Here is an 18756-nt window from a genome sequence, read left to right on the forward strand (position 1 = left end):
GTCCTTACGCAGTTGGCAGATCGTATTACGCGTTGTACGCGTCCGCGAGGAACAAAGGGCTATGCCCGCATAGTGACAACCACCAGCTTCGCTGGTGGATGTGTTCATTCATGGCTCAGGTGCAGCGCACAGTGCAGGTCAGGGTCTGGCCGTCCACCGAGCAGGTCAGGGTGGTCTGGCCCTTGCCCACATAGGTCACGGTGCCGTTGCTGGACACAGTGGCCACAGCGGTGTTGCCGATGCTCCACACGGGGGTGGAGGAAGTGCCGCTCACCTTCATCTGGAAGGAGGGGTAGGTCTTGCTCAGAGTGAAATCCGTCCGGTTCAGAGAAAGAGTGGTGGTCGTGGTGGTGGAACCGCCGGAGGTAGTGGTGCTGCCGTTGGAGCCCCCGGTGGTCACGGAATTGTGGACCAGGCAGGTGTGGGTCACGCCGCCGGGCATGGTGGCGGTAATGGTGGCGTTGCCGGTCTTGGAGCCGGGGCTCACCTTGCCGGTCTCATCCACCGACACGATGTCGGGGTCGCTGCTGCTCCAGGTGATGGTGCCGGTGGAACCCTCGGGACTGAAGGTCACCTTCAGGGTGACGGGATCGGGGTAACGGTTGCTCAGGGAGAACTCCGTCAGACTCAGGCTGAAATCGGTGGCCGTCTGATCGGCGGGGATAGTCTCCACCGGCTCCACGGATTCAGTGGGATCGGGATCGGCGCTGGGCTGGGCGGAGTCGGTGGGCATGACGCTTTCCACTGTGCCTGGATCGTTGGCCGAGTTGCCCTTGGTGACCAGAGGGATAATGACCGAGATCACAATGATGATAGCCGCGATGATGACGGCCAGGGAGATAATGATGCCGATGAGCCGCAGGGGCGAGGGGCCCCGGCCGTAGCCGCCCCCCCGGGTATTGGTCACCAGCCGCTTGCCCCCACGGGGGCGGCGGACGGAGTCCTCATCCCCGTCGTAGTCCTCATCCTCCAGCGGCATTTCATCGCAGAAGGGGCAGTGCTTATAAGTAGAGGCGTAGTCTTCGCCGCAGTATTCGCAGTGGATCATGGTGGGACGGTCGTCCCGGTTTCGCCTGGATGCCATGGGAAATCCCTCCAATCGACATTCTTAATCATATTTTACAACGGCAGACGGCGGCCCGTCAACGGTACTTCGGGAAATGTAAAAGTTTTTTAACAATTATGTCAACTAAAGGGGAGGCTTGCGCCGGTACCGGGAATTGGCTATAATAAAATTTACGAAAAAAGCACAGGGGAGGCCGCCCGCCTATGAAGGGAACCATCAGTGCCGCCGAGGCCCACAGACAATACAGTGAGGGAATGACCGCCTTCCGGCGGCAGATCGCCGACCAGGCCCTGCGGGACCGCTTTGCCCGGGAGGCCGATACCTTCTTCCGGGCCTGTGCCCTGGGACTGTGGCAGCGGGACGGGGCCTCCCTCAGCCCCAGGTATGTGGAGTTCTACAACGCCATCTACACCAAGGGCAATCCGGTGCCCTCGGTGCTGTTTTGGGAGCTGTCCTCGGCGGTGGCCCGGTACCCCGGTTTCCGGCCGCCGGAGTTTTTCAACCGGATGCGGGCCTGTGACAAGGTGGCGGGCACCGATCTGGCCCGCCGCTTCATTGATCTGACCACCTTGATGCTGCTGCTCTTCGCGGCGGTGGATGATCAGGTCAGCGAGGAAGAGGCCAGGTTTGTCAACCAGTGTGCCGATACTCTCTCCGCCCTGTGCGATCAGGACGGACTGAAGGGGGAGAAAGCTCCCTTGGACGTGGGGGACTTTGTGACCCGCCGTCCGGAGCCCCGGCAATCCGATCCCGCCCCGGCGGTGGAGCCCCCGGAGGAGGACAAGCCGGAGGAGCCGGAGCCTACCCTGGAAGAGCTGATGGCCCAGCTGGATGGGCTGTGCGGCCTGGAGAAGGTCAAGTCCGACGTGAAGAGCCTGGTCAATCTGGTGAAGGTACGCAAGCTGCGGCAGGAGCACCAGCTGCCCGTGCCGCCCCTGTCCCTCCACTTGGTGTTCATGGGCAATCCGGGCACCGGCAAGACCACGGTGGCCCGGCTGCTGGCCCAGCTGTACAAGGCCATCGGCGTACTGTCCAAGGGGCAGCTGGTGGAGGTGGACCGGTCCGGTCTGGTGGCCGGCTTTGTGGGACAGACCGCCCTCAAGACCGGCGAGGTCATCCAGAAGGCCCTGGGGGGCGTGCTCTTTATCGACGAGGCCTATGCCCTGGCGGGGCAGGACAACCCCAACGACTTCGGCAAGGAGGCCATTGAGACCCTACTGAAGGGGATGGAGGACCACCGGGCCGACCTGGTGGTGATCGTGGCAGGGTACACCGAGCTCATGGGCCGCTTCCTCCACGCCAACCCCGGCCTGGAGAGCCGCTTCAACAAGTATTTCTATTTTGAGGACTACAACGGGGAACAGCTGTTGGAGATCTTTTGCTCCATGTGTGAGAAAAATGGGTATACCCTCAGTGATGAGAGCAGGGCATATGCCGAGCAGTATTTAAAAGAGCTGTATGAGAACCGGGACGAGAACTTCGGCAACGCCCGGGATGTGCGCAATCTGTTCGAGCGGGCGGTGGCCCGCCAGTCCGACCGGGTGGCTACCCTGGCGTCCCCCGGCAAGGAGGAGCTGATGGCCCTCACCGTGGAGGACCTGCGGGAGGAGAGCCAGGCATGAAAAGAGCCCCTGCCGCAGGCAGGGGCTTTCTCCGCTTGATTACAGGTGGTCGCTGTCCACCAGAATGTTGTCGGTGCCGTGTTCCTCGAACTCGGCGATATAGGCGTCGATCCGGCTGGCCAGCTCATCGTAATTGCTCTCGTCAATGGGAGCGTCGTCCATATCCCGGCGGGCTAGGTCCTCCGCCAGGATATCGAAGAAGACGTTATTTTCATATTCCATGATGGCCTCGTGAATGCCGCCCTCGGCAAAGGCACGGGAGGGAACCACTTCGCCCTGCCAGTCCTCCGCCAGGGTGGGCATGCCCTCGGCCCGGGCCTTGGCAAAGAGCAGGCTCTCCACTTCGTCGTAATCCCGGAAACGGTCGTCCCCACGGGTGGAATTCAGGATCCAGTTGCCGATATAGGCCATATCCAGCAGACGGCGAAACTGCTTGGTCGTCAGTTCCAGCTTCATACCAATGAGACCTCCTTGCTGTCATGACGTTGGGGCACGGAGGACCATCCCCCACTTTCATATTATAGTCACCCCCGAAGAAATGTCAAACCGGGGAGGGAAAAATGTGAAAATAACCCCTTGTTTTCCTGCCCCGTTTCCCCTATCATTAAAAGAACCACAGTAATACAAGGAGGGAGCGTCTTGGACAGACGACCCATCGGCGTTTTTGATTCCGGCCTGGGAGGGCTGACCACGGTGCGGGAGCTGTGCCGCCTGCTGCCGGGGGAGGACATCGTCTACTTCGGCGACACCGGCCGGGTGCCCTACGGCAGCCGCTCCAAGGAGACCATCATCCGGTACGCCCGCCAGGATGTGGCCTTCCTGCGTACCTTTGATCTGAAGCTTATCGTCATTGCCTGCGGCACCGTGTCCACCACGGCCCTGGAGATCCTGGCCAATGAGAACCCCATCCCGGTGCTGGGGGTGGTGGCCCCCGCTGCCGCTGCCGCCGCCCAGGCTACCCGCAACGGCAGGATCGGCCTCATCGGTACCCAGGCCTCCATCCGCAGCGGGGCCTATGAGAATCTCATCCGCAAGGCGGACCCTGCGGCCCAGGTGACGGCCCAGGCCTGCCCCCTCTTTGTCCCTCTGGTGGAGAACGGCCGGTTCAAGCCAGGAGACATCGTCATTGAGACGGTGGCGGGGGAGTATCTGGCTCCTCTGAAGGAGGCGGGGGTGGATACCCTGGTGATGGGCTGCACCCACTATCCCCTGCTGGAGGGGGTCATCTCCGCCCAGATGGGGCCGGATGTCCGGCTCATCAACGCAGGGGCGGAGGGCGCCCGGGCCGCTGCCGCCCGGCTGGCGGCGGACGACGCCCTGTCGGACCGTCAGGAGAGAGGAAGCTGCCGGTACTTCGTCAGCGACCGTCAGGAGGATTTCTCCCGCCTGGCCTCCACCTTCCTGGGCTGGGATGTCACCGGCACGGTGGGCCAGGTGGATATCAGCTGCTATTAAAAACCGGCCCTTTACATTGGGACGGGAATTGGATATAATATGGTGCAATTTGCGGCCGGAAGGGCCGATAAAGAGGGAACACAGAACCATGGAGAACAATGTTATCATATCCATTCAGGGCAAGCAGTCCTTTGAGGACCAGGAGCCGGAGGTCATTGAGCTGGTGACCGAGGGACAACTGTCCCGGGACGGAGAGGACGGTTACACCCTCACCTATCAGGAGAGCGAGCTCACCGGACTGGAGGGTACCCTGACCACCTTCCAGATCGAGCCGGAGCGGGTGACCCTGCTGCGAATGGGGGAGGTCAACTCCCAGATGGTCTTTGAAGAGGGCCGGCGTCACCTGTCCATGTACAATACCCCTTATGGGGCCCTGGCGGTGGGGATCAGCACCAAGAAGATGCGCACCCAGCTCAGCCCTGCCGGAGGGAGCATTGAGATCAATTATGCCCTGGAAATCGATCATGCCGTGGCGGGGGAGAACCTCTTCCATATCCAGGTGCGTCAGAAGGGAAGCAATATCCGGCAGTAAGAGCCCCGGTAGCGTTTACCCGCAAGCAGAGTAATAAAAATCTGTTTTTTCCGGGGACATGTGCCTCGGAAAAAACACTTCTCAGCCCGCAAGTGTGGACTCTGGCCGCTTTGGCGGACGGAGGATGCGCGCGGCGGGCTGCATTCTCTCAAAAATGCTTGCATTTTTGAGAAATAAAGAAAAGGTGATAGATATGTCCAACATGATTCAGGCGGCCCGGGAGCAGGTCGCCCAGCTGACCCAGGCGGCCTATGAGAAGGCCGCGGCCCAGGGCCTGCTGCCCGCCGGGGCGGAGGTCAAGGCCACCATCGAGATCCCAAAGGACCCCACCCACGGTGACTACGCCTCCTCCTTTGCCATGGCGGGCGCCAAGGCCCTCCACAAGGCCCCCCGCCAGATCGCCCAGACCATTGTGGACAATCTGGAGCTGGAGGGCACCTTCTTTGATAAGGTGGAGATCGCCGGTCCCGGCTTCCTCAACTTTACCATGGGCAGCAAGTGGTACGGCGAGGTACTGGCTGATATCCAGGCCGAGGGCAACACTTACGGAACGGTGGATGAGGGGCACGGCGAGAAGGTGATGGTGGAGTTCGTCTCTGCCAACCCCACCGGCCCCATGCACATCGGCAACGCCCGGGGCGGCGTGCTGGGCGACGCCCTGGCCAGCGTCCTGACCCGGGCCGGGTATGACGTGTGGCGGGAGTTCTACGTCAACGACGCCGGCAACCAGATCCACAAGTTTGCCATGAGCATCGACGCCCGGTACCTGCAGATCGTGCTGGGGGAGGAGAACTACCCCTTCCCCGAGGACGGCTACCACGGCGACGACATCAAGGAGCTGGCTCAGGCTTTCTACGATCAGCACGGTCCCGACTGGAAGGACAAGCCGGTGGAGGAGCGGCAGGAGGCCATGGCCCAGTACGGCCTGTCCGTCAACATCCCCAAGATGAAGGAGGACCTGCGCCGCTATCAGATCGAGTACGACGAGTGGTTCCTGGAGTCCGGCCTCCACAGCTCCGGCTATGTGGCTGAGACGGTGGGCATGCTGGCCGACAAGGGCTGGACCTATGAGAAGGACGGCGCTCTGTGGCTCAACACCACCGAGCTGCTCAAGCAGAAGTTCATGGCTGAGGGCAAGACCCAGGAGCAGGTGGACAAGCTGGACCTGAAGGACGACGTGCTCCGCCGGGCCAATGGCTTCTACACCTACTTTGCCGCCGACATCGCCTATCACCGCAACAAGCTGGAGAAGCGGGGCTTCTCCAAGGCCATCAACATCTGGGGCGCCGACCACCACGGCCATGTGGCCCGGCTCCAGGCCGCTCTGGACGGACTGGGCCTGGACGGCTCCCACCGGCTCGTCGTGGTGCTGATGCAGCTGGTCAACCTGCTGCAGGACGGCCAGCCTGTCCGCATGTCCAAGCGCTCCGGCAAGGCCATCGCCCTGCGGGACCTGCTGGACGAGGTCAGCGTGGACGCCGCCCGCTTCTTCTTCAACTCCCGGTCCTCCACCTCCGCCCTGGACTTTGACCTGGATCTGGCGGTGCGGCAGGACTCCGACAACCCGGTGTACTATGTCCAGTACGCCCACGCCCGGATCTGCTCTCTGGTGAGCCGCCTCACCGAGGAGGGTGCTCAGGTGCCCGATGCCGGGACTGTGGATGCCTCCCTCTTCACCACCGCCGAGGAGAAGACTCTCATTAAGACCCTCTCCCAGCTGCCCGAGGTGATCCGCATTTCCGCCCGGGACTACGATCCCTCCCACGTCAACCGCTACCTCATCACCCTGGCTGGCGATTTCCACCGCTTCTATAACGCCTGCCGCATCAAGGGGGAGGAGGCCGCTGTCCTCTCCGCCCGGCTCAAGCTGGCCGACACCGTCCGGTCCGTCATTGCCAACTGCCTGGCCCTCATCGGCGTTACTGCCCCTGAGAAGATGTAAGATTTCAAAAAGATCCCGTCTTTTTCAAAAAAGACGGGATCTTTTTCTGCGTTTTTTCGTCCATACATCAGCGGCCAATTCCCAAAAATATTATGTCGACACGAAAAGTGAAGAGATTGTTGCGAAAATGGATGAGTTATGCCGATATGGAATCCTTTTACAGAGCTGAAGTCGAATTTCTTACATTTGTATAAAAGAAATAAAAACTTTCCCTTAATCTTCTGTTAATTGGTATGTAACACTCTTGTAATCTTTTCGGGGTGTGGTATGATATGCAATACACGCAGGCGAATGTCGTGCTGCGCCTTCCTTCAGTGACTGACAAACGGAGGATCATAGAATGACGATACTGCAAGTAGTAAAAGATTTGAACTTTGCCGTGGTGGTGCTCTTCACCCTGCTCTATCTCTATCAGGGCTTTTATGTGGTGGTGGGCCTGGTACGCCGCCGCTGGAAGGAGAGCCATCAGCCCAGCAAGCTCCACCGGTTCGCCGTGGTGGTTTCCGCCCGCAACGAGGAGGGCGTCATCGGAGAACTGCTGGAGAGTCTGAATCAACAGAACTACCCCAAGGAACTGCTGGACCTGTATGTGGTGGCCGACAACTGCACCGACGATACCGCCGGGTTGGCCCGCAAGGCCGGCGCCTTTGTGTACGAGCGCTTTGACCAGCAGAAAAAGGGCAAGGGCTACGCCATGGACTACCTCTTCCACCGTCTGGAGGAGGAGGGCAAGGATGTGTATGACGGCTATTTCGTTTTTGACGCCGATAACCTGGTGGACCCCAACTTTGTCTCTGAGATGAACCGTACCTTTGACAAGGGCTACGACGCCATCACCTGCTACCGCAATTCCAAAAACTTCGGGGACAACTGGATCTCCGCGGGCTACTCCATCTGGTTCCTGCGTGAGGCCCGCTTCCTCAACTTCCCCCGCACCCTGCTGGGCACCAACTGCCATGTGTCGGGCACCGGCTTCCTGGTGTCCGCCCAGGTGATCCGGGACAACGGGGGCTGGCCCTTCCACCTGCTCACCGAGGACATCCAGTTCTCCGTGGACTGCGCCATTCAGGGCCGCAAGATCGGCTACTGTGACACCGCCGTGGTGTACGACGAACAGCCCACCACCTTCCGCCAGTCCTGGGACCAGCGGCTGCGGTGGTCCAAGGGCTTCTATCAGGTGGACCGGGACTACACCGTGCCTCTGCTGAAGGGCTGCTTCCGGCCCGGTCGGCTGGGCACCTCCTGCTACGACATGTTTGTCACCGTGGCCCCCGGCATGCTGCTCACCCTGGTGATGATCCTGTTCAACGGCATTATCCTGGCCAGCTGCATGACCCAGCCCGCCTACATCGCGGTCCGCATCATCGACGAGACCGTCGGCTTCATGGGCTCCGCCCTGTGGAACTTCTATGTGGGCCTCTTTGTCTACGGCCTGCTCACCGTGCTGTCCGAGTGGAAGCACATCAGCGCGTCCCCCCTGCGCAAGCTGGGATATGTGATCACCTTCCCCATCTTCATGTTTACTTATATCCCCATCTCCATCGCCGCTCTGATGAAGAAGGTGGAGTGGAAGCCCATCTATCACTCCGCTACCAAGCGGGTGGGTGTGGGCTGATCCGGAACAGAGTACCATGCATCCAAAGGCCTGCCGCTTCCGCGGCAGGCCTTTTTTGCCGGTGTCGGCGGGGTTGCAATGGGCCGGGACACTGTGATATAATACTTTCCAAATGTGCAATGCAGGAGGAACAAAGCGATCATGGATACCATTCCCTTGTCCGCGCCCATTCTGATGGACGGCGCCACCGGTACCGAGCTGCTCAAGCGGGGTATGCCCGCCGGAGCGTGCACCGAGCAGTGGGTGCTGGAGCACCCCCAGGTCCTGCTGGAGGTGCAGCGGAGCTATGTGGCGGCAGGAAGCCGTATTCTGCTGGCCCCCACCTTCGGAGCCAACCGGGCCAGTCTGGAGCGCCGGGGCATTACCGGCCAGGTGGGGGAGTATAACCGCCGGCTGGTGGAGCTCACCCGGCAGGCGGCGGGTGAGGGCGTGCTGGTGGCGGGCGATCTGGCCCCCGCCGGACTGGCTTTGGTCCCCTTTGGAGAGAGCAGCTTTGAGGAACTGGTGGCGGTCTATACCGAGCAGGCCGCTGCCCTGGAAGCTGCCGGAGTGGATCTGTTCGTGCTGGAGACTATGACCGGCATGGCGGACGCCCGGGCGGCGGTGCTGGCCTGCAGGAGCGTGTCGGACAAGCCGGTGTGGGTCACCTTCACCTGCGACGACGAGGGACGCACCCCGGCGGGCACCGACGTGCTGGCCGGACTCATCGTTATGCAGGGCATGGGAGTGGCCGCCTTTGGCCTCAACTGCACTAATCCCCAGGACACGGCGGAGCAGCTGGAGCGGCTGACCCCCTACGCCTCGGTGCCCCTCATTGCCAAGCCCTCTGCCGGGCTGCCCGGGGCCTGCTGTACCCCGGAGGAGCTGGCGGCTCTGGCGCCCCGGTATGCCGCCGCCGGCGCCCGGATCTTCGGCGGCTGCTGCGGCACCACGGAGGCGCATATTGCCGCTCTGGGACGGGCGGCGGCCCAGGTGGATTTTACCGCCTTCCCCCCGGTGGAGCGGGACCCCGACGTGATCCCCTGCGCCAGCGAGAAGGAGGCCCGGTTTATTACCCCCGATGTGGATGTGGGGGAGACCATTGAATGCACCCCCGACCTGATGGAGGATATCCTGGCGGCGGAGGAGACATCCCCTCAGGGAGCACTGAAAATCGCCATTCTGGAGGAGGATGACCTGGATATCTTTGCCGAGAACCAGTATGTGGTGAAGGACGCCCTGTGCCTGTGGTCCGATGTGCCCGAGCTGTTGGAGAAGGCTCTGCGGCTCTATCAGGGCCGGGCCTTCTGGGACGGCACCGGCGATCTGGAGGAGGAGTTTCTCCAGCGCATGGCCCAGCGGTACGGACTGGTGCTGCTGTAAAGGGCTTTTGTCAAGGGCCCTTGGCCGCACAAAATAAAATCAGCGAAACAGACAAAAAGCACGTCCCCTTTTTGGGACGGGCTTTTTGTTTTGCGCCTTGACGGAGTATATCAAGATACTGTATCATGGATGTTGCGCGAGGAAGTAAAACACAAGATATTGTGTCAGAATATAACGGGCGGTAATCGCCTGCAACAGCGGAGCGGGAAAGGAACGGATCGCAATGACACTGACAAAAATCAGAAAGCGGGATGGCCGGCTGGCGGATTTCAACGAGGGAAAGATCGCCGGCGCCATTGACAAGGCCTTCCGGGCTACCTATAAGCCGGGCAAGGAGGCTGAGGCCAAGCGGCTGGCCGACGAGGTGCTCTCCATCTTGGAGGTGGAGGGAGAGAAGCAGCCCGACGTGGAGCACATCCAGGACCTGGTGGAGCGGGTGCTCATGGACAACGGCTACATCCAGACCGCCAAGGCCTACATCCTGTACCGGGAGGAGCGCAGCCGGGCCCGGGAGATGAACACCCGTCTGATGAAGACCTACGAGGACATTACCTTCTCCGCCGCCAAGGACTCCGACATCAAGCGGGAGAACGCCAACATCGACGGCGATACCGCCATGGGCTCCATGCTCAAGTTCGGCTCCGAGGGCGCCAAGCAGTTTTACGACATGTTCGTCCTCAACCCCGACCACGCCCGGGCCCACCGGGAGGGGGATATCCACATCCACGATCTGGATTTTCTGACCCTTACCACCACCTGCTGCCAGATCGACATCAAGCAGCTGTTTGCGGGGGGCTTTTCCACCGGCCACGGTACTCTGCGGGAGCCCAACGACATCGCCTCCTACGCCGCCCTGTGCTGCATCGCCATCCAGTCCAACCAGAACGACCAGCACGGCGGCCAGAGCGTGGTGAACTTCGACTACGGCATGGCCGACGGCGTGCGCAAGACCTTCAAGCGGGTGTACCGGCAGAATCTGGCCCGGGCCCTCATGCTGCTGGAGGATGAGAGCGACCCCGAGCAGGAGCTGAAGGCCATCATGGCCGACCTGGAGAAGCAGACTGGCCTGTGTCCTGTGCTGGCGGGCAGCGAAGAATACTTTGCCGCCGAGCGGGCGGCCCTGGTGCCCAAATTCGGGGATGAGGCCACCGTGGAGAAGGCACAGAAGTTTGCCCAGCAGCGGGCGGTGAAGGAGACCGACCGGGCCACCTATCAGGCCATGGAGGCCCTGATCCACAACCTGAACACCATGCATTCCCGGGCGGGCGCCCAGACCCCCTTCTCCTCCATCAACTACGGCATGGACACCTCCCCCGAGGGCCGCATGGTGATGAAGAACGTGATGCTGGCTACCGAGGCCGGCCTGGGCGGCGGGGAGACCCCCATTTTCCCCATCCAGATCTTCCGGGTGAAGGAGGGGGTCAACTACAACCCCGGCGAGCCCAACTACGATCTGTTCCAGCTGGCTATGCGGTGCTCCGCCAAGCGGCTGTTCCCCAACTTCTCCTTTATCGACGCCCCCTTCAACCTGCAGTACTACAAGCCCGGCCATCCCGAGACCGAGATCGCCTATATGGGCTGCCGCACCCGGGTCATCGGCAACGTGTACGACCCCAGCCGGGAGATCTGCAACGGCCGTGGCAACCTGTCCTTTACCACCATCAACCTGCCCCGGCTGGCCATCAAGGCCCGGGGGGACATCGATACCTTCTTTGAGTCCCTGGACCGGATGATGGATCTGTGCGTGGACCAGCTGCTGGAGCGGTTTGAGATCCAGTGCCGCAAGCACGTGTACAACTTCCCCTTCCTCATGGGACAGGGGGTGTGGCTGGACAGCGAGAAGCTGGACTGGAACGACGAGGTGCGGGAGGTGCTCAAGCACGGCACCCTGTCCGTGGGCTTCATCGGCCTGGCCGAGACCCTGAAGGCCCTCATCGGGGTCCACCACGGCGAGAGCGAGAAGGCCCGGGTGCTGGGCCTGGAGATCATCTCCCACATGCGGGCCCGAATGGACGCCGAGAGTGACAAGCGGGGGCTCAACTTCTCCCTGCTGGCTACTCCTGCCGAGGGACTGTCCGGCCGCTTTGTCCGGATGGACAAGGCCCGCTTCGGCGTCATGGAGGGGATCACCGACCGGGAGTACTACACCAACTCCTTCCATGTGCCGGTGTACTATCCTATTTCCGCCTACGACAAGATCAAGATTGAAGCCCCCTACCACGCCCTCACCAACGCCGGACACATCAGCTACATCGAGATGGACGGCGATCCCACCGACAATCTGGAGGCCTTTGAGAAGGTCATCCGCTGCATGAAGGAGAGCGGCATTGGCTACGGCTCGGTGAACCATCCGGTGGATCGGGACCCGGTGTGCGGCTTCTCCGGCATCATCGGAGACCGCTGCCCCGGCTGCGGCCGTACAGAGGCCGACGGGGTGCCCTTCGAGCGCATCCGCCGCATCACCGGCTACCTGGTGGGTACCCTGGACCGCTTCAACAACGCCAAGCGGGCCGAGGAGCACGACCGGGTGAAGCACGGGGTATAAGGAGAGAGCAGAAATGACAGACGCAGCCATCCGCCTGAAGCGGGGAGAGGGCCGTGCCTTCAAGGCCGGCGGCCCCTGGATTTATGACAATGAGATCGGTGAGATCGTGGGCCAGCCCGCCGACGGCGATGTGATCCGCATCGAGGACTACAACGGCTACCCGCTGGGGGTGGGCTTTCTCAACCGGGCCTCCACCATTACGGTGCGGGTGCTCTCCCGGAAGGCGGACACCGTTATTGACGAGGCGTTTCTGGAGATGCGGGTGCGGGCCGCCTGGCAGTACCGCAAGGACACGGTGGACACCTCCTCCTGCCGCATCATCTTCGGCGAGGCCGATTTCCTGCCCGGTTTGGTGGTGGACAAGTTCTCCGATGTGCTGGTGGTGGAGTCCCTGGCCCTGGGCATCGACCGGATGAAGAAGACCATTCTGGACATCCTGGTGAAGGTGCTGGCCGAGGACGGCATCGCCATCCGGGGCATCTACGAGCGCAGTGACGCCAAGGTGCGCCTGAAGGAGGGTATGGAGCGGGTGAAGGGCTTTCTGTCTGAGCCCTTTGACCCGGTGGTGGAAATTGTGGAAAACGGGGTCCGCTATCTGGTGGATGTGGCCGAGGGCCAGAAGACTGGCTTCTTCCTGGACCAGAAGTACAACCGGCTGGCCATTCAGCCCCTGGCCAAGGGCGGCCGGGTGCTGGACTGCTTCACACACACCGGCGCCTTCGCCCTCAACGCCGCCAAGGGCGGCGCCCGGGAGGTGCTGGGTGTGGATGCCTCCCAGCTGGGGGTGGATCAGGCCACCCGCAACGCGGAGCTGAATGGCATGAGCGACCGGGTGCGCTTTGAGTGCCACGATGTCTTTGAACTGCTGCCCGCCCTGGAGAAGCAGGGGGAGAAGTTTGACCTGGTGATTCTGGACCCGCCCGCCTTTACCAAATCCCGGGCCTCCGTGAAGAAGGCGGTGACCGGCTACCGGGAGATCAACCTGCGGGGCATTAAACTGGTGAAAAACGGCGGCTATCTGGCCACCTGCTCCTGTTCCCACTTCATGACCCCCGAGCTGCTGGCCAAGACCATCGGGGAGGCTGCCCGAGACGCCCGCCGCCGCCTGCGGCAGGTGGAGTACCGCACCCAGGCCGCCGATCATCCGGTGCTGTGGGGGGCGGACCAGTCCCTCTATCTGAAGTTCTATATCTTCCAGGTACTGGACGAACAATAAAAAATCACAGGGGCCGCTGCCATTGGCAGCGGCCCCTGTATGTTTTAAAGGAGACAGCGCTCGTTCCGGTCCATATAGTGGGCGTCGGCTCGCAGGGTGAGGGTACGGCAGGTCCCCTCGGGCAGGTAGAAGCGCAGACCAGTAAGGCGCAGGTCGGTTGCGGTCGGTTTATGGTGGGGCGGGATGGCAAACAGCCGGGCCCCCAGACAGGTATCCCCGTCCAGCAGTTCTGCTGACAGTGCCACACGCCGCTCAGGCAGCACTCCGGCAAGCACCAGGGAGCAGTCAATGGTCTGTCCGGCCTCTGGGCACAGCCTGCCCAGGTCGCAGTATACCACGCCGCCCTCCGGCTTGATCTGGCGTTCCAGCATGGAAAAGCACCCCCTACAAATTCATACGGCGGGCAAGCTGCCCGCCGTATGTAAGCAGAATGTTGTATGGGGCCGCTCCATCCTATGCTCAGCGGATCTGGCCGGTGCCGTAGATCACAAATTTGCTGGAGGTCAGCTCCTCCAGGCCCATGGGGCCCCGGGCGTGCATCTTCTGGGTAGAGATGCCGATTTCCGCACCCAGGCCGAACTCGTTGCCGTCGGTGAAGCGGGTGGAGGCGTTGACGTATACTGCCGCCGCATCCACCTGGTCCAGGAACTGTTGGGCGGCAAAGTAGTTGTTGGTGACGATGGCCTCAGAGTGGCCGGTGCCGTGGGCGTGGATGAACTCCACCGCCTCATCAAAGCCCCCTACCACCTTGACCGCCAGGATATAATCGCCGAACTCGGTGTCCCAGTCCTCCTCAGTGGCGGGAACCACGAAATCTCCCAGGATGGCCCGGGTCTCGGGGCAGCCCCGCAGCTCCACATTCTTGGTCTGGAGCAGCTGCCAGGCCATGGGCAGGAAGTCCCGGGCCACCGCCCGATCCACCAGCAGACACTCGGCGGCGTTGCACACGGACGGACGAGAGGTCTTGGCGTTGTGGATGATGCGGGCAGCCATATCCAGGTCGGCTTCCCCATGGGCGTACACATGGCATACGCCCACGCCGGTCTGGACCACCGGAACCTTGGCGTTTTCCACCACGTTTTTGATGAGACCGGCGCCGCCCCGGGGGATAAGCACGTCCAGGTAGGCGGTCAGGTTCATCAGCTCTGTGGCACTCTGGCGGGTGGTGTCGGTGACCAGGGCCACGCAGTCCCGGGGCAGACCGGCGGACTCCAGGGCGTCCCGCATAATGGAGACAAAGGCCTGGTTGGAGTGGAAGGCCTCTTTGCCGCCCCGGAGGATGACGGTGTTGCCCGATTTCAGGCAGAGAGCGGCGGCATCCACGGTGACGTTGGGCCGGGCCTCATAGATGATGCCGATGACGCCCAGGGGCACCCGGCGCTTGCCGATGACCAGGCCGTTGGGCCGGGTGGACATCTTGGTGATCTCACCGATGGGATCGGGGAGGGCGGCCACCTGACGTACGCCGTCCACAATACCGGCGATGCGGCCGGCATCCAATGCCAGCCGGTCCTGAAGGGAGGGGCGCATGCCGGCGGCTTTGGCGGCGGTCATATCCTCCTGGTTGGCGGCCAGAATTTCACTTTGACGGGCTTCCAGGGCGGAAGCGATGGCCTCCAGAGCGGCGTTTTTCTTGGCAGTGCCCGCGATAGAGAGCACCCGGCTGGCATTCTTGGCGGCCAGACCCTGCATTTCCAGCTGTGTCATAGATTGTCACTCCTTTATATGTATGGTAGAAACCGATGCCCCGTCAGGGAGCTGCAAAGCGGGTGCCGATATCCCCACCGCTGACAATGTCATAGAGTGCCTCAATGTTGCTGCCGTTGGCAATGACCATTTCAACACCGGCGTCCAGGGCAATCTGGGCGGCGTTGAGCTTGGTGGCCATGCCGCCGGTGCCCCGCCAGGTGCCGGCGCCGCCGGCCATGGCCCGCAGCTCCGGGGTGATGGCCTCCACCCGGCGAATCAGCTTGGCTTCCGGGTGGGTGCGGGGATCGGCGTCATAGAGGCCGTCAATATCGCTGAGCAGCACCAGCAGATCGGCGCTGCACAGCCGGGCCACGATGGCGGACAGGGTGTCGTTGTCACCCAGCACCTTGCACTGGCCGGTTTCGATCTCCGCCGAGGAGACCGAGTCGTTTTCGTTGACCACCGGAATGACCCCCAGTTCCAGCAGGGCCTCAAAGGTGTTGTGCAGGTGCTCCGAGCGGATGGGGGCATCCACGTCCTCACCGGTGAGCAGGATCTGGGCCACAGTACGGTTATACTCGGCGAAGAGTTTATCGTAGATGTGCATCATCATGCACTGGCCCACGGCAGCAGTGGCCTGCTTCATCCGCAGCTCGGTGGGACGCTGGTCCAGCCGCAGCTTCTTGGTGCCGATGCCGATGGCGCCTGAGGACACCAGCACCACCTGATAGCCCATGCCCTCCAGGTCGGAGAGCACCCGGGCCAGACGTTCCATATTCTGGAGATTAAGACTGCCTGTCTCACGGGTCAGGGTGGAAGTACCCACCTTGACCACCAGTCGATGTACCTTATGTTCCCGCTGCAAAGCGTTCATCCTCCTAATCGTTGATACGTATGTGAGCATCATACCACAGTTTTCTAGTACAGTAAAGGAAAGAAGACCTGTTTTGCACAAAGAAAACTGTACGTTTTACCGCTTTTTCATGCTTTTACGGTTGAAATCCACGGGATTTTGGAGTACAATAGCCTGCGCTGAACAGTGATAGAGGTGTAAAGAGGAATTAAAATGCTGAATATCGTACTTTACGAACCGGAAATCCCGCAAAATACCGGTAACATTGCCCGTACCTGTGCAGTTACCGGTACACGGCTCCACCTGATCAAGCCTTTGGGCTTTGATATCAGTGACAAGGCGGTCAAAAGGGCCGGCTTAGACTACTGGCACCTGGTGGATCTGCGGGTCTATGAAAATCTGGAGGACTTCTTCCGAAAGACGGGTGCCCAGGATATCTGGCTGGCGACTACCAAGGCCCCCAGACCTTATACCCAGGCTCAGTTCCGGGATGAGTGCTATCTGATCTTCGGAAAAGAGACCGCCGGTTTGCCGGAGGAGTTCCGCCAAAAATTCAGCGACCGGTGCATCCGTATTCCCATCCGGGCGGAGGCCCGGTGCCTCAATCTTTCCAACTCAGCGGCGATCCTAGCGTACGAAGCCCTGCGACAACTGGATTTTCCCGGTCTGACCGGGGAAGGCGAGATGAAAGGAGCTAGTATAGTATGAACTACAACAAGAAGACCGTAAAAGACATCGACGTGGCCGGCAAGAAGGTGCTGCTGCGCTGCGACTTTAACGTGCCTCAGGACAAGGCTACCGGCGCCATCACCGACGATAAGCGCATCCGTGCCGCCCTGCCCACCATCCAGTACCTGCTGGATCAGAATGCTGCCGTGATCGCTTGCTCCCACCTGGGCAAGCCCGTGGCTACCTTTGACTCCTATGTGAAGAAGCAGGCCGAGAAGGGCAAGGACCCCGCCTCCATCACCGAGGAGGAGTGGAAGAAGTCCCTGGCCAAGCTGTCTCTGGCCCCTGTCGCCAAGCGCCTGAGCGAGCTGCTGGGCCGCGAGGTCATTATGGCCGCCGATGTGGTTGGCCCCGACGCTCAGGCCAAGGCCGCCGCTCTCAAGCCCGGCCAGGTCCTGCTGCTGGAGAACACCCGCTTTGAGAAGGGCGAGACCAAGAACGATCCCGCTCTGGCCAAGGCTATGGCCGATATGGCTGAGGTGTATGTGTCCGACGCCTTCGGCGCCGTTCACCGCGCCCACGCCTCCACCGCCGGCGTGGCTGCCTACCTGCCTGCCGTGTCCGGCTTCCTGATCCAGAAGGAGCTGGAGATCATCGGCGGCGCTCTGGCCAATCCCAAGCGTCCCCTGGTGGCTATCCTGGGCGGCTCCAAGGTGTCCTCTAAGATCGGCGTTATCAACAACCTGCTGGAGATCGCCGACACCATCATCATCGGCGGCGGCATGACCTACACCTTCCTCAAGGCTCAGGGCGGCTCCATCGGCAAGTCCCTGCTGGAGGCCGACTGGCTGGACTACTGCAACGACATGATGAAGAAGGCCAAGGAGAAGGGCGTGAAGCTGCTCCTGCCTGAGGATACCATCTGCGCCAAGGAGTTCTCTGCCGACGCCGAGCCCATCCTGGTGGACAGCATGAACATCCCCGACGACTGCATGGGTATGGACATCGGCCCCAAGGCCATTGCCGCTTATGCTGACGCTGTGAAGGATGCCGGTACTGTGATCTGGAACGGCCCCATGGGCGTGTTTGAGTTCCCCGCCTTCGCCAAGGGCACCCAGGCTGTGGCCGAGGCTCTGAGCAACAGCAGCGCCATCACCATCATCGGCGGCGGCGACTCCGCTGCCGCTGTGCAGCAGCTGGGCTATGCCGACAAGATGACCCACATCTCCACCGGCGGCGGCGCCAGCCTGGAGTTTATGGAGGGCAAGGAGCTGCCCGGCGTGGCCTGCCTGCTGGACGCTTAATCAGAGAGCCGCCGCAGCGTGAGACCTGAGCGTGCGGAAGATCTGCCGCAGATCCAACCGGATCGAAACCCAAGAGAGAAAATGGAAGAAAGGGGCCCCTTTACCCATGAACAGAAGATACCGTAAGACCATCATCGCCGGCAACTGGAAGATGAACAAGACCCTGTCCGAGACCCGCGCCTTTGCCGAGGAGCTCAAGCCCCTCATCGGCAAGCCCAAGTGGTGCGAGGTTGTGCTGTGTGTGCCCTCCGTCAACATCCAGGCCGCCGTGCGCCTGTTCAAGGAGAGCCGTGTGGCCATCGGCGCTGAGACCTGCCACTATGAGTCCCACGGCGCTTTCACCGGCGAGGTTTCTCCCGAGATGCTCAAGGAGCTGGGTGTGAAGTACGTGATCATCGGCCACTCCGAGCGCCGTCAGTACTACAATGAGACCGACTTCACCGTCAACAAGAAGGTCCACGCCGCCCTGGAGGCCGGCCTGTACCCCATCGTGTGTGTGGGCGAGAGCCTGGAGCAGCGTGAGCTGGGCGTCACCATGGACCTGATCTCCTATCAGGTGAAGGCCGCCCTGTCCGGCGTGCCCGCTGACAAGATGCGCCACGTGGTCATCGCCTATGAGCCCATCTGGGCTATTGGCACCGGTAAGACCGCTACCGCCGAGCAGGCCAACGAGGTGTGCGAGGCCATCCGTGCCGTCATCCGCAAGCTGTACGGCGCCCGCGTGGCCCGCTCCGTCACCATCCAGTACGGCGGCTCCATGAACGCCAAGAACGCCCACGAGCTGCTGGCTCAGCCCGACGTGGACGGCGGCCTGATCGGCGGCGCCTCCCTGAAGGCCCCCGACTTTGTGGAGATCATCAACGCTGCCAATCAGGAATAAGACAGC

At 61.7% G+C, this 18756-nt stretch carries 16 protein-coding genes; 11 read left to right on the forward strand and 5 right to left on the reverse strand.

Translation table 11 applies throughout. From position 1 onward, the window contains the following. Positions 1–115: 115 nt before the first annotated feature. On the reverse strand, positions 116–1084 hold the full coding sequence (locus tag B5G34_RS03630) for an Ig-like domain-containing protein (RefSeq protein WP_087334379.1): 969 nt from the start codon (positions 1082–1084) through the stop codon (positions 116–118). A 185-nt stretch (positions 1085–1269) separates the two neighbouring features. Between B5G34_RS03630 and B5G34_RS03635 the strand changes: the two genes are divergently transcribed. Next, the gene (locus tag B5G34_RS03635) at positions 1270–2688 is read left to right on the forward strand and encodes an AAA family ATPase (RefSeq protein ID WP_087334381.1); all 1419 of its coding nucleotides are present in this window, start codon (positions 1270–1272) and stop codon (positions 2686–2688) included. Positions 2689–2727: 39 nt separating this feature from the next. On the opposite strand, the gene B5G34_RS03640 is transcribed toward B5G34_RS03635, so the two are convergent. Next, positions 2728–3144, reverse strand: coding sequence for a hypothetical protein (locus B5G34_RS03640; protein ID WP_087187848.1), 417 nt, complete (start codon positions 3142–3144; stop codon positions 2728–2730). Positions 3145–3327: 183 nt separating this feature from the next. Between B5G34_RS03640 and murI the strand changes: the two genes are divergently transcribed. From murI to B5G34_RS03675, 7 genes are all read left to right on the forward strand, one after another. Then, complete coding sequence (gene murI, locus B5G34_RS03645; RefSeq protein WP_087334383.1) at positions 3328–4143, forward strand: glutamate racemase; 816 nt, start codon at positions 3328–3330, stop codon at positions 4141–4143. A gap of 88 nt (positions 4144–4231) precedes the next feature. Next, positions 4232–4675, forward strand: a complete 444-nt coding sequence (locus B5G34_RS03650; protein WP_087334385.1) for a DUF1934 domain-containing protein — start codon at positions 4232–4234, stop codon at positions 4673–4675. Positions 4676–4868: 193 nt separating this feature from the next. Then, positions 4869–6617 carry an arginine--tRNA ligase gene (gene argS, locus B5G34_RS03655; protein WP_087334386.1) on the forward strand — a complete coding sequence of 583 codons (1749 nt, stop codon included), beginning with the start codon at positions 4869–4871 and terminating at the stop codon, positions 6615–6617. Between the two features lie 340 nt (positions 6618–6957). Continuing rightward, positions 6958–8232, forward strand: coding sequence for a glycosyltransferase family 2 protein (locus B5G34_RS03660; RefSeq protein WP_087334388.1), 1275 nt, complete (start codon positions 6958–6960; stop codon positions 8230–8232). A gap of 141 nt (positions 8233–8373) precedes the next feature. Further along, entirely contained in the window at positions 8374–9594 is a 1221-nt protein-coding gene (locus tag B5G34_RS03665) for a homocysteine S-methyltransferase family protein (RefSeq protein ID WP_087334390.1), read from the forward strand. A 223-nt stretch (positions 9595–9817) separates the two neighbouring features. Then, on the forward strand, positions 9818–12139 hold the full coding sequence (locus B5G34_RS03670) for an anaerobic ribonucleoside triphosphate reductase (RefSeq protein ID WP_087334392.1): 2322 nt from the start codon (positions 9818–9820) through the stop codon (positions 12137–12139). Between the two features lie 13 nt (positions 12140–12152). Next, on the forward strand, positions 12153–13355 hold the full coding sequence (locus B5G34_RS03675; protein WP_087334394.1) for a class I SAM-dependent rRNA methyltransferase: 1203 nt from the start codon (positions 12153–12155) through the stop codon (positions 13353–13355). Positions 13356–13399: 44 nt separating this feature from the next. Here B5G34_RS03675 and B5G34_RS03680 read toward each other — a convergent pair whose 3' ends face one another. The 3 genes from B5G34_RS03680 to proB form a co-directional block, all read right to left on the reverse strand. Beyond that, entirely contained in the window at positions 13400–13726 is a 327-nt protein-coding gene (locus B5G34_RS03680) for a hypothetical protein (RefSeq protein WP_087334396.1), read from the reverse strand. Between the two features lie 88 nt (positions 13727–13814). Further along, entirely contained in the window at positions 13815–15062 is a 1248-nt protein-coding gene (locus tag B5G34_RS03685) for a glutamate-5-semialdehyde dehydrogenase (RefSeq protein WP_087334398.1), read from the reverse strand. Between the two features lie 43 nt (positions 15063–15105). Beyond that, positions 15106–15909 (reverse strand): glutamate 5-kinase, encoded by an 804-nt coding sequence (gene proB, locus B5G34_RS03690; protein WP_343286551.1) that lies wholly within the window; start codon positions 15907–15909, stop codon positions 15106–15108. 201 nt (positions 15910–16110) lie between these two features. On the opposite strand from proB, the gene trmL reads away from it, so the two are divergent. The 3 genes from trmL to tpiA all read left to right on the forward strand — a co-directional run bounded on the left by trmL (position 16111) and on the right by tpiA (position 18750). Further along, a complete protein-coding gene (trmL, locus tag B5G34_RS03695; protein ID WP_087334402.1) occupies positions 16111–16605 on the forward strand; it encodes a tRNA (uridine(34)/cytosine(34)/5-carboxymethylaminomethyluridine(34)-2'-O)-methyltransferase TrmL in 495 nt (164 codons plus the stop codon). Next, positions 16602–17870, forward strand: a complete 1269-nt coding sequence (locus tag B5G34_RS03700) for a phosphoglycerate kinase (protein WP_087334404.1) — start codon at positions 16602–16604, stop codon at positions 17868–17870. Before trmL ends, B5G34_RS03700 begins: the two co-directional genes overlap by 4 nt. Positions 17871–17976: 106 nt before the next feature. Further along, complete coding sequence (tpiA, locus tag B5G34_RS03705; protein ID WP_087334406.1) at positions 17977–18750, forward strand: triose-phosphate isomerase; 774 nt, start codon at positions 17977–17979, stop codon at positions 18748–18750. The last annotated feature ends 6 nt before the right edge of the window (positions 18751–18756 follow it).

Origin of the sequence: Flavonifractor sp. An82 (assembly GCF_002159265.1) — a bacterium.
Lineage (GTDB): Bacteria > Bacillota > Clostridia > Oscillospirales > Oscillospiraceae > Flavonifractor.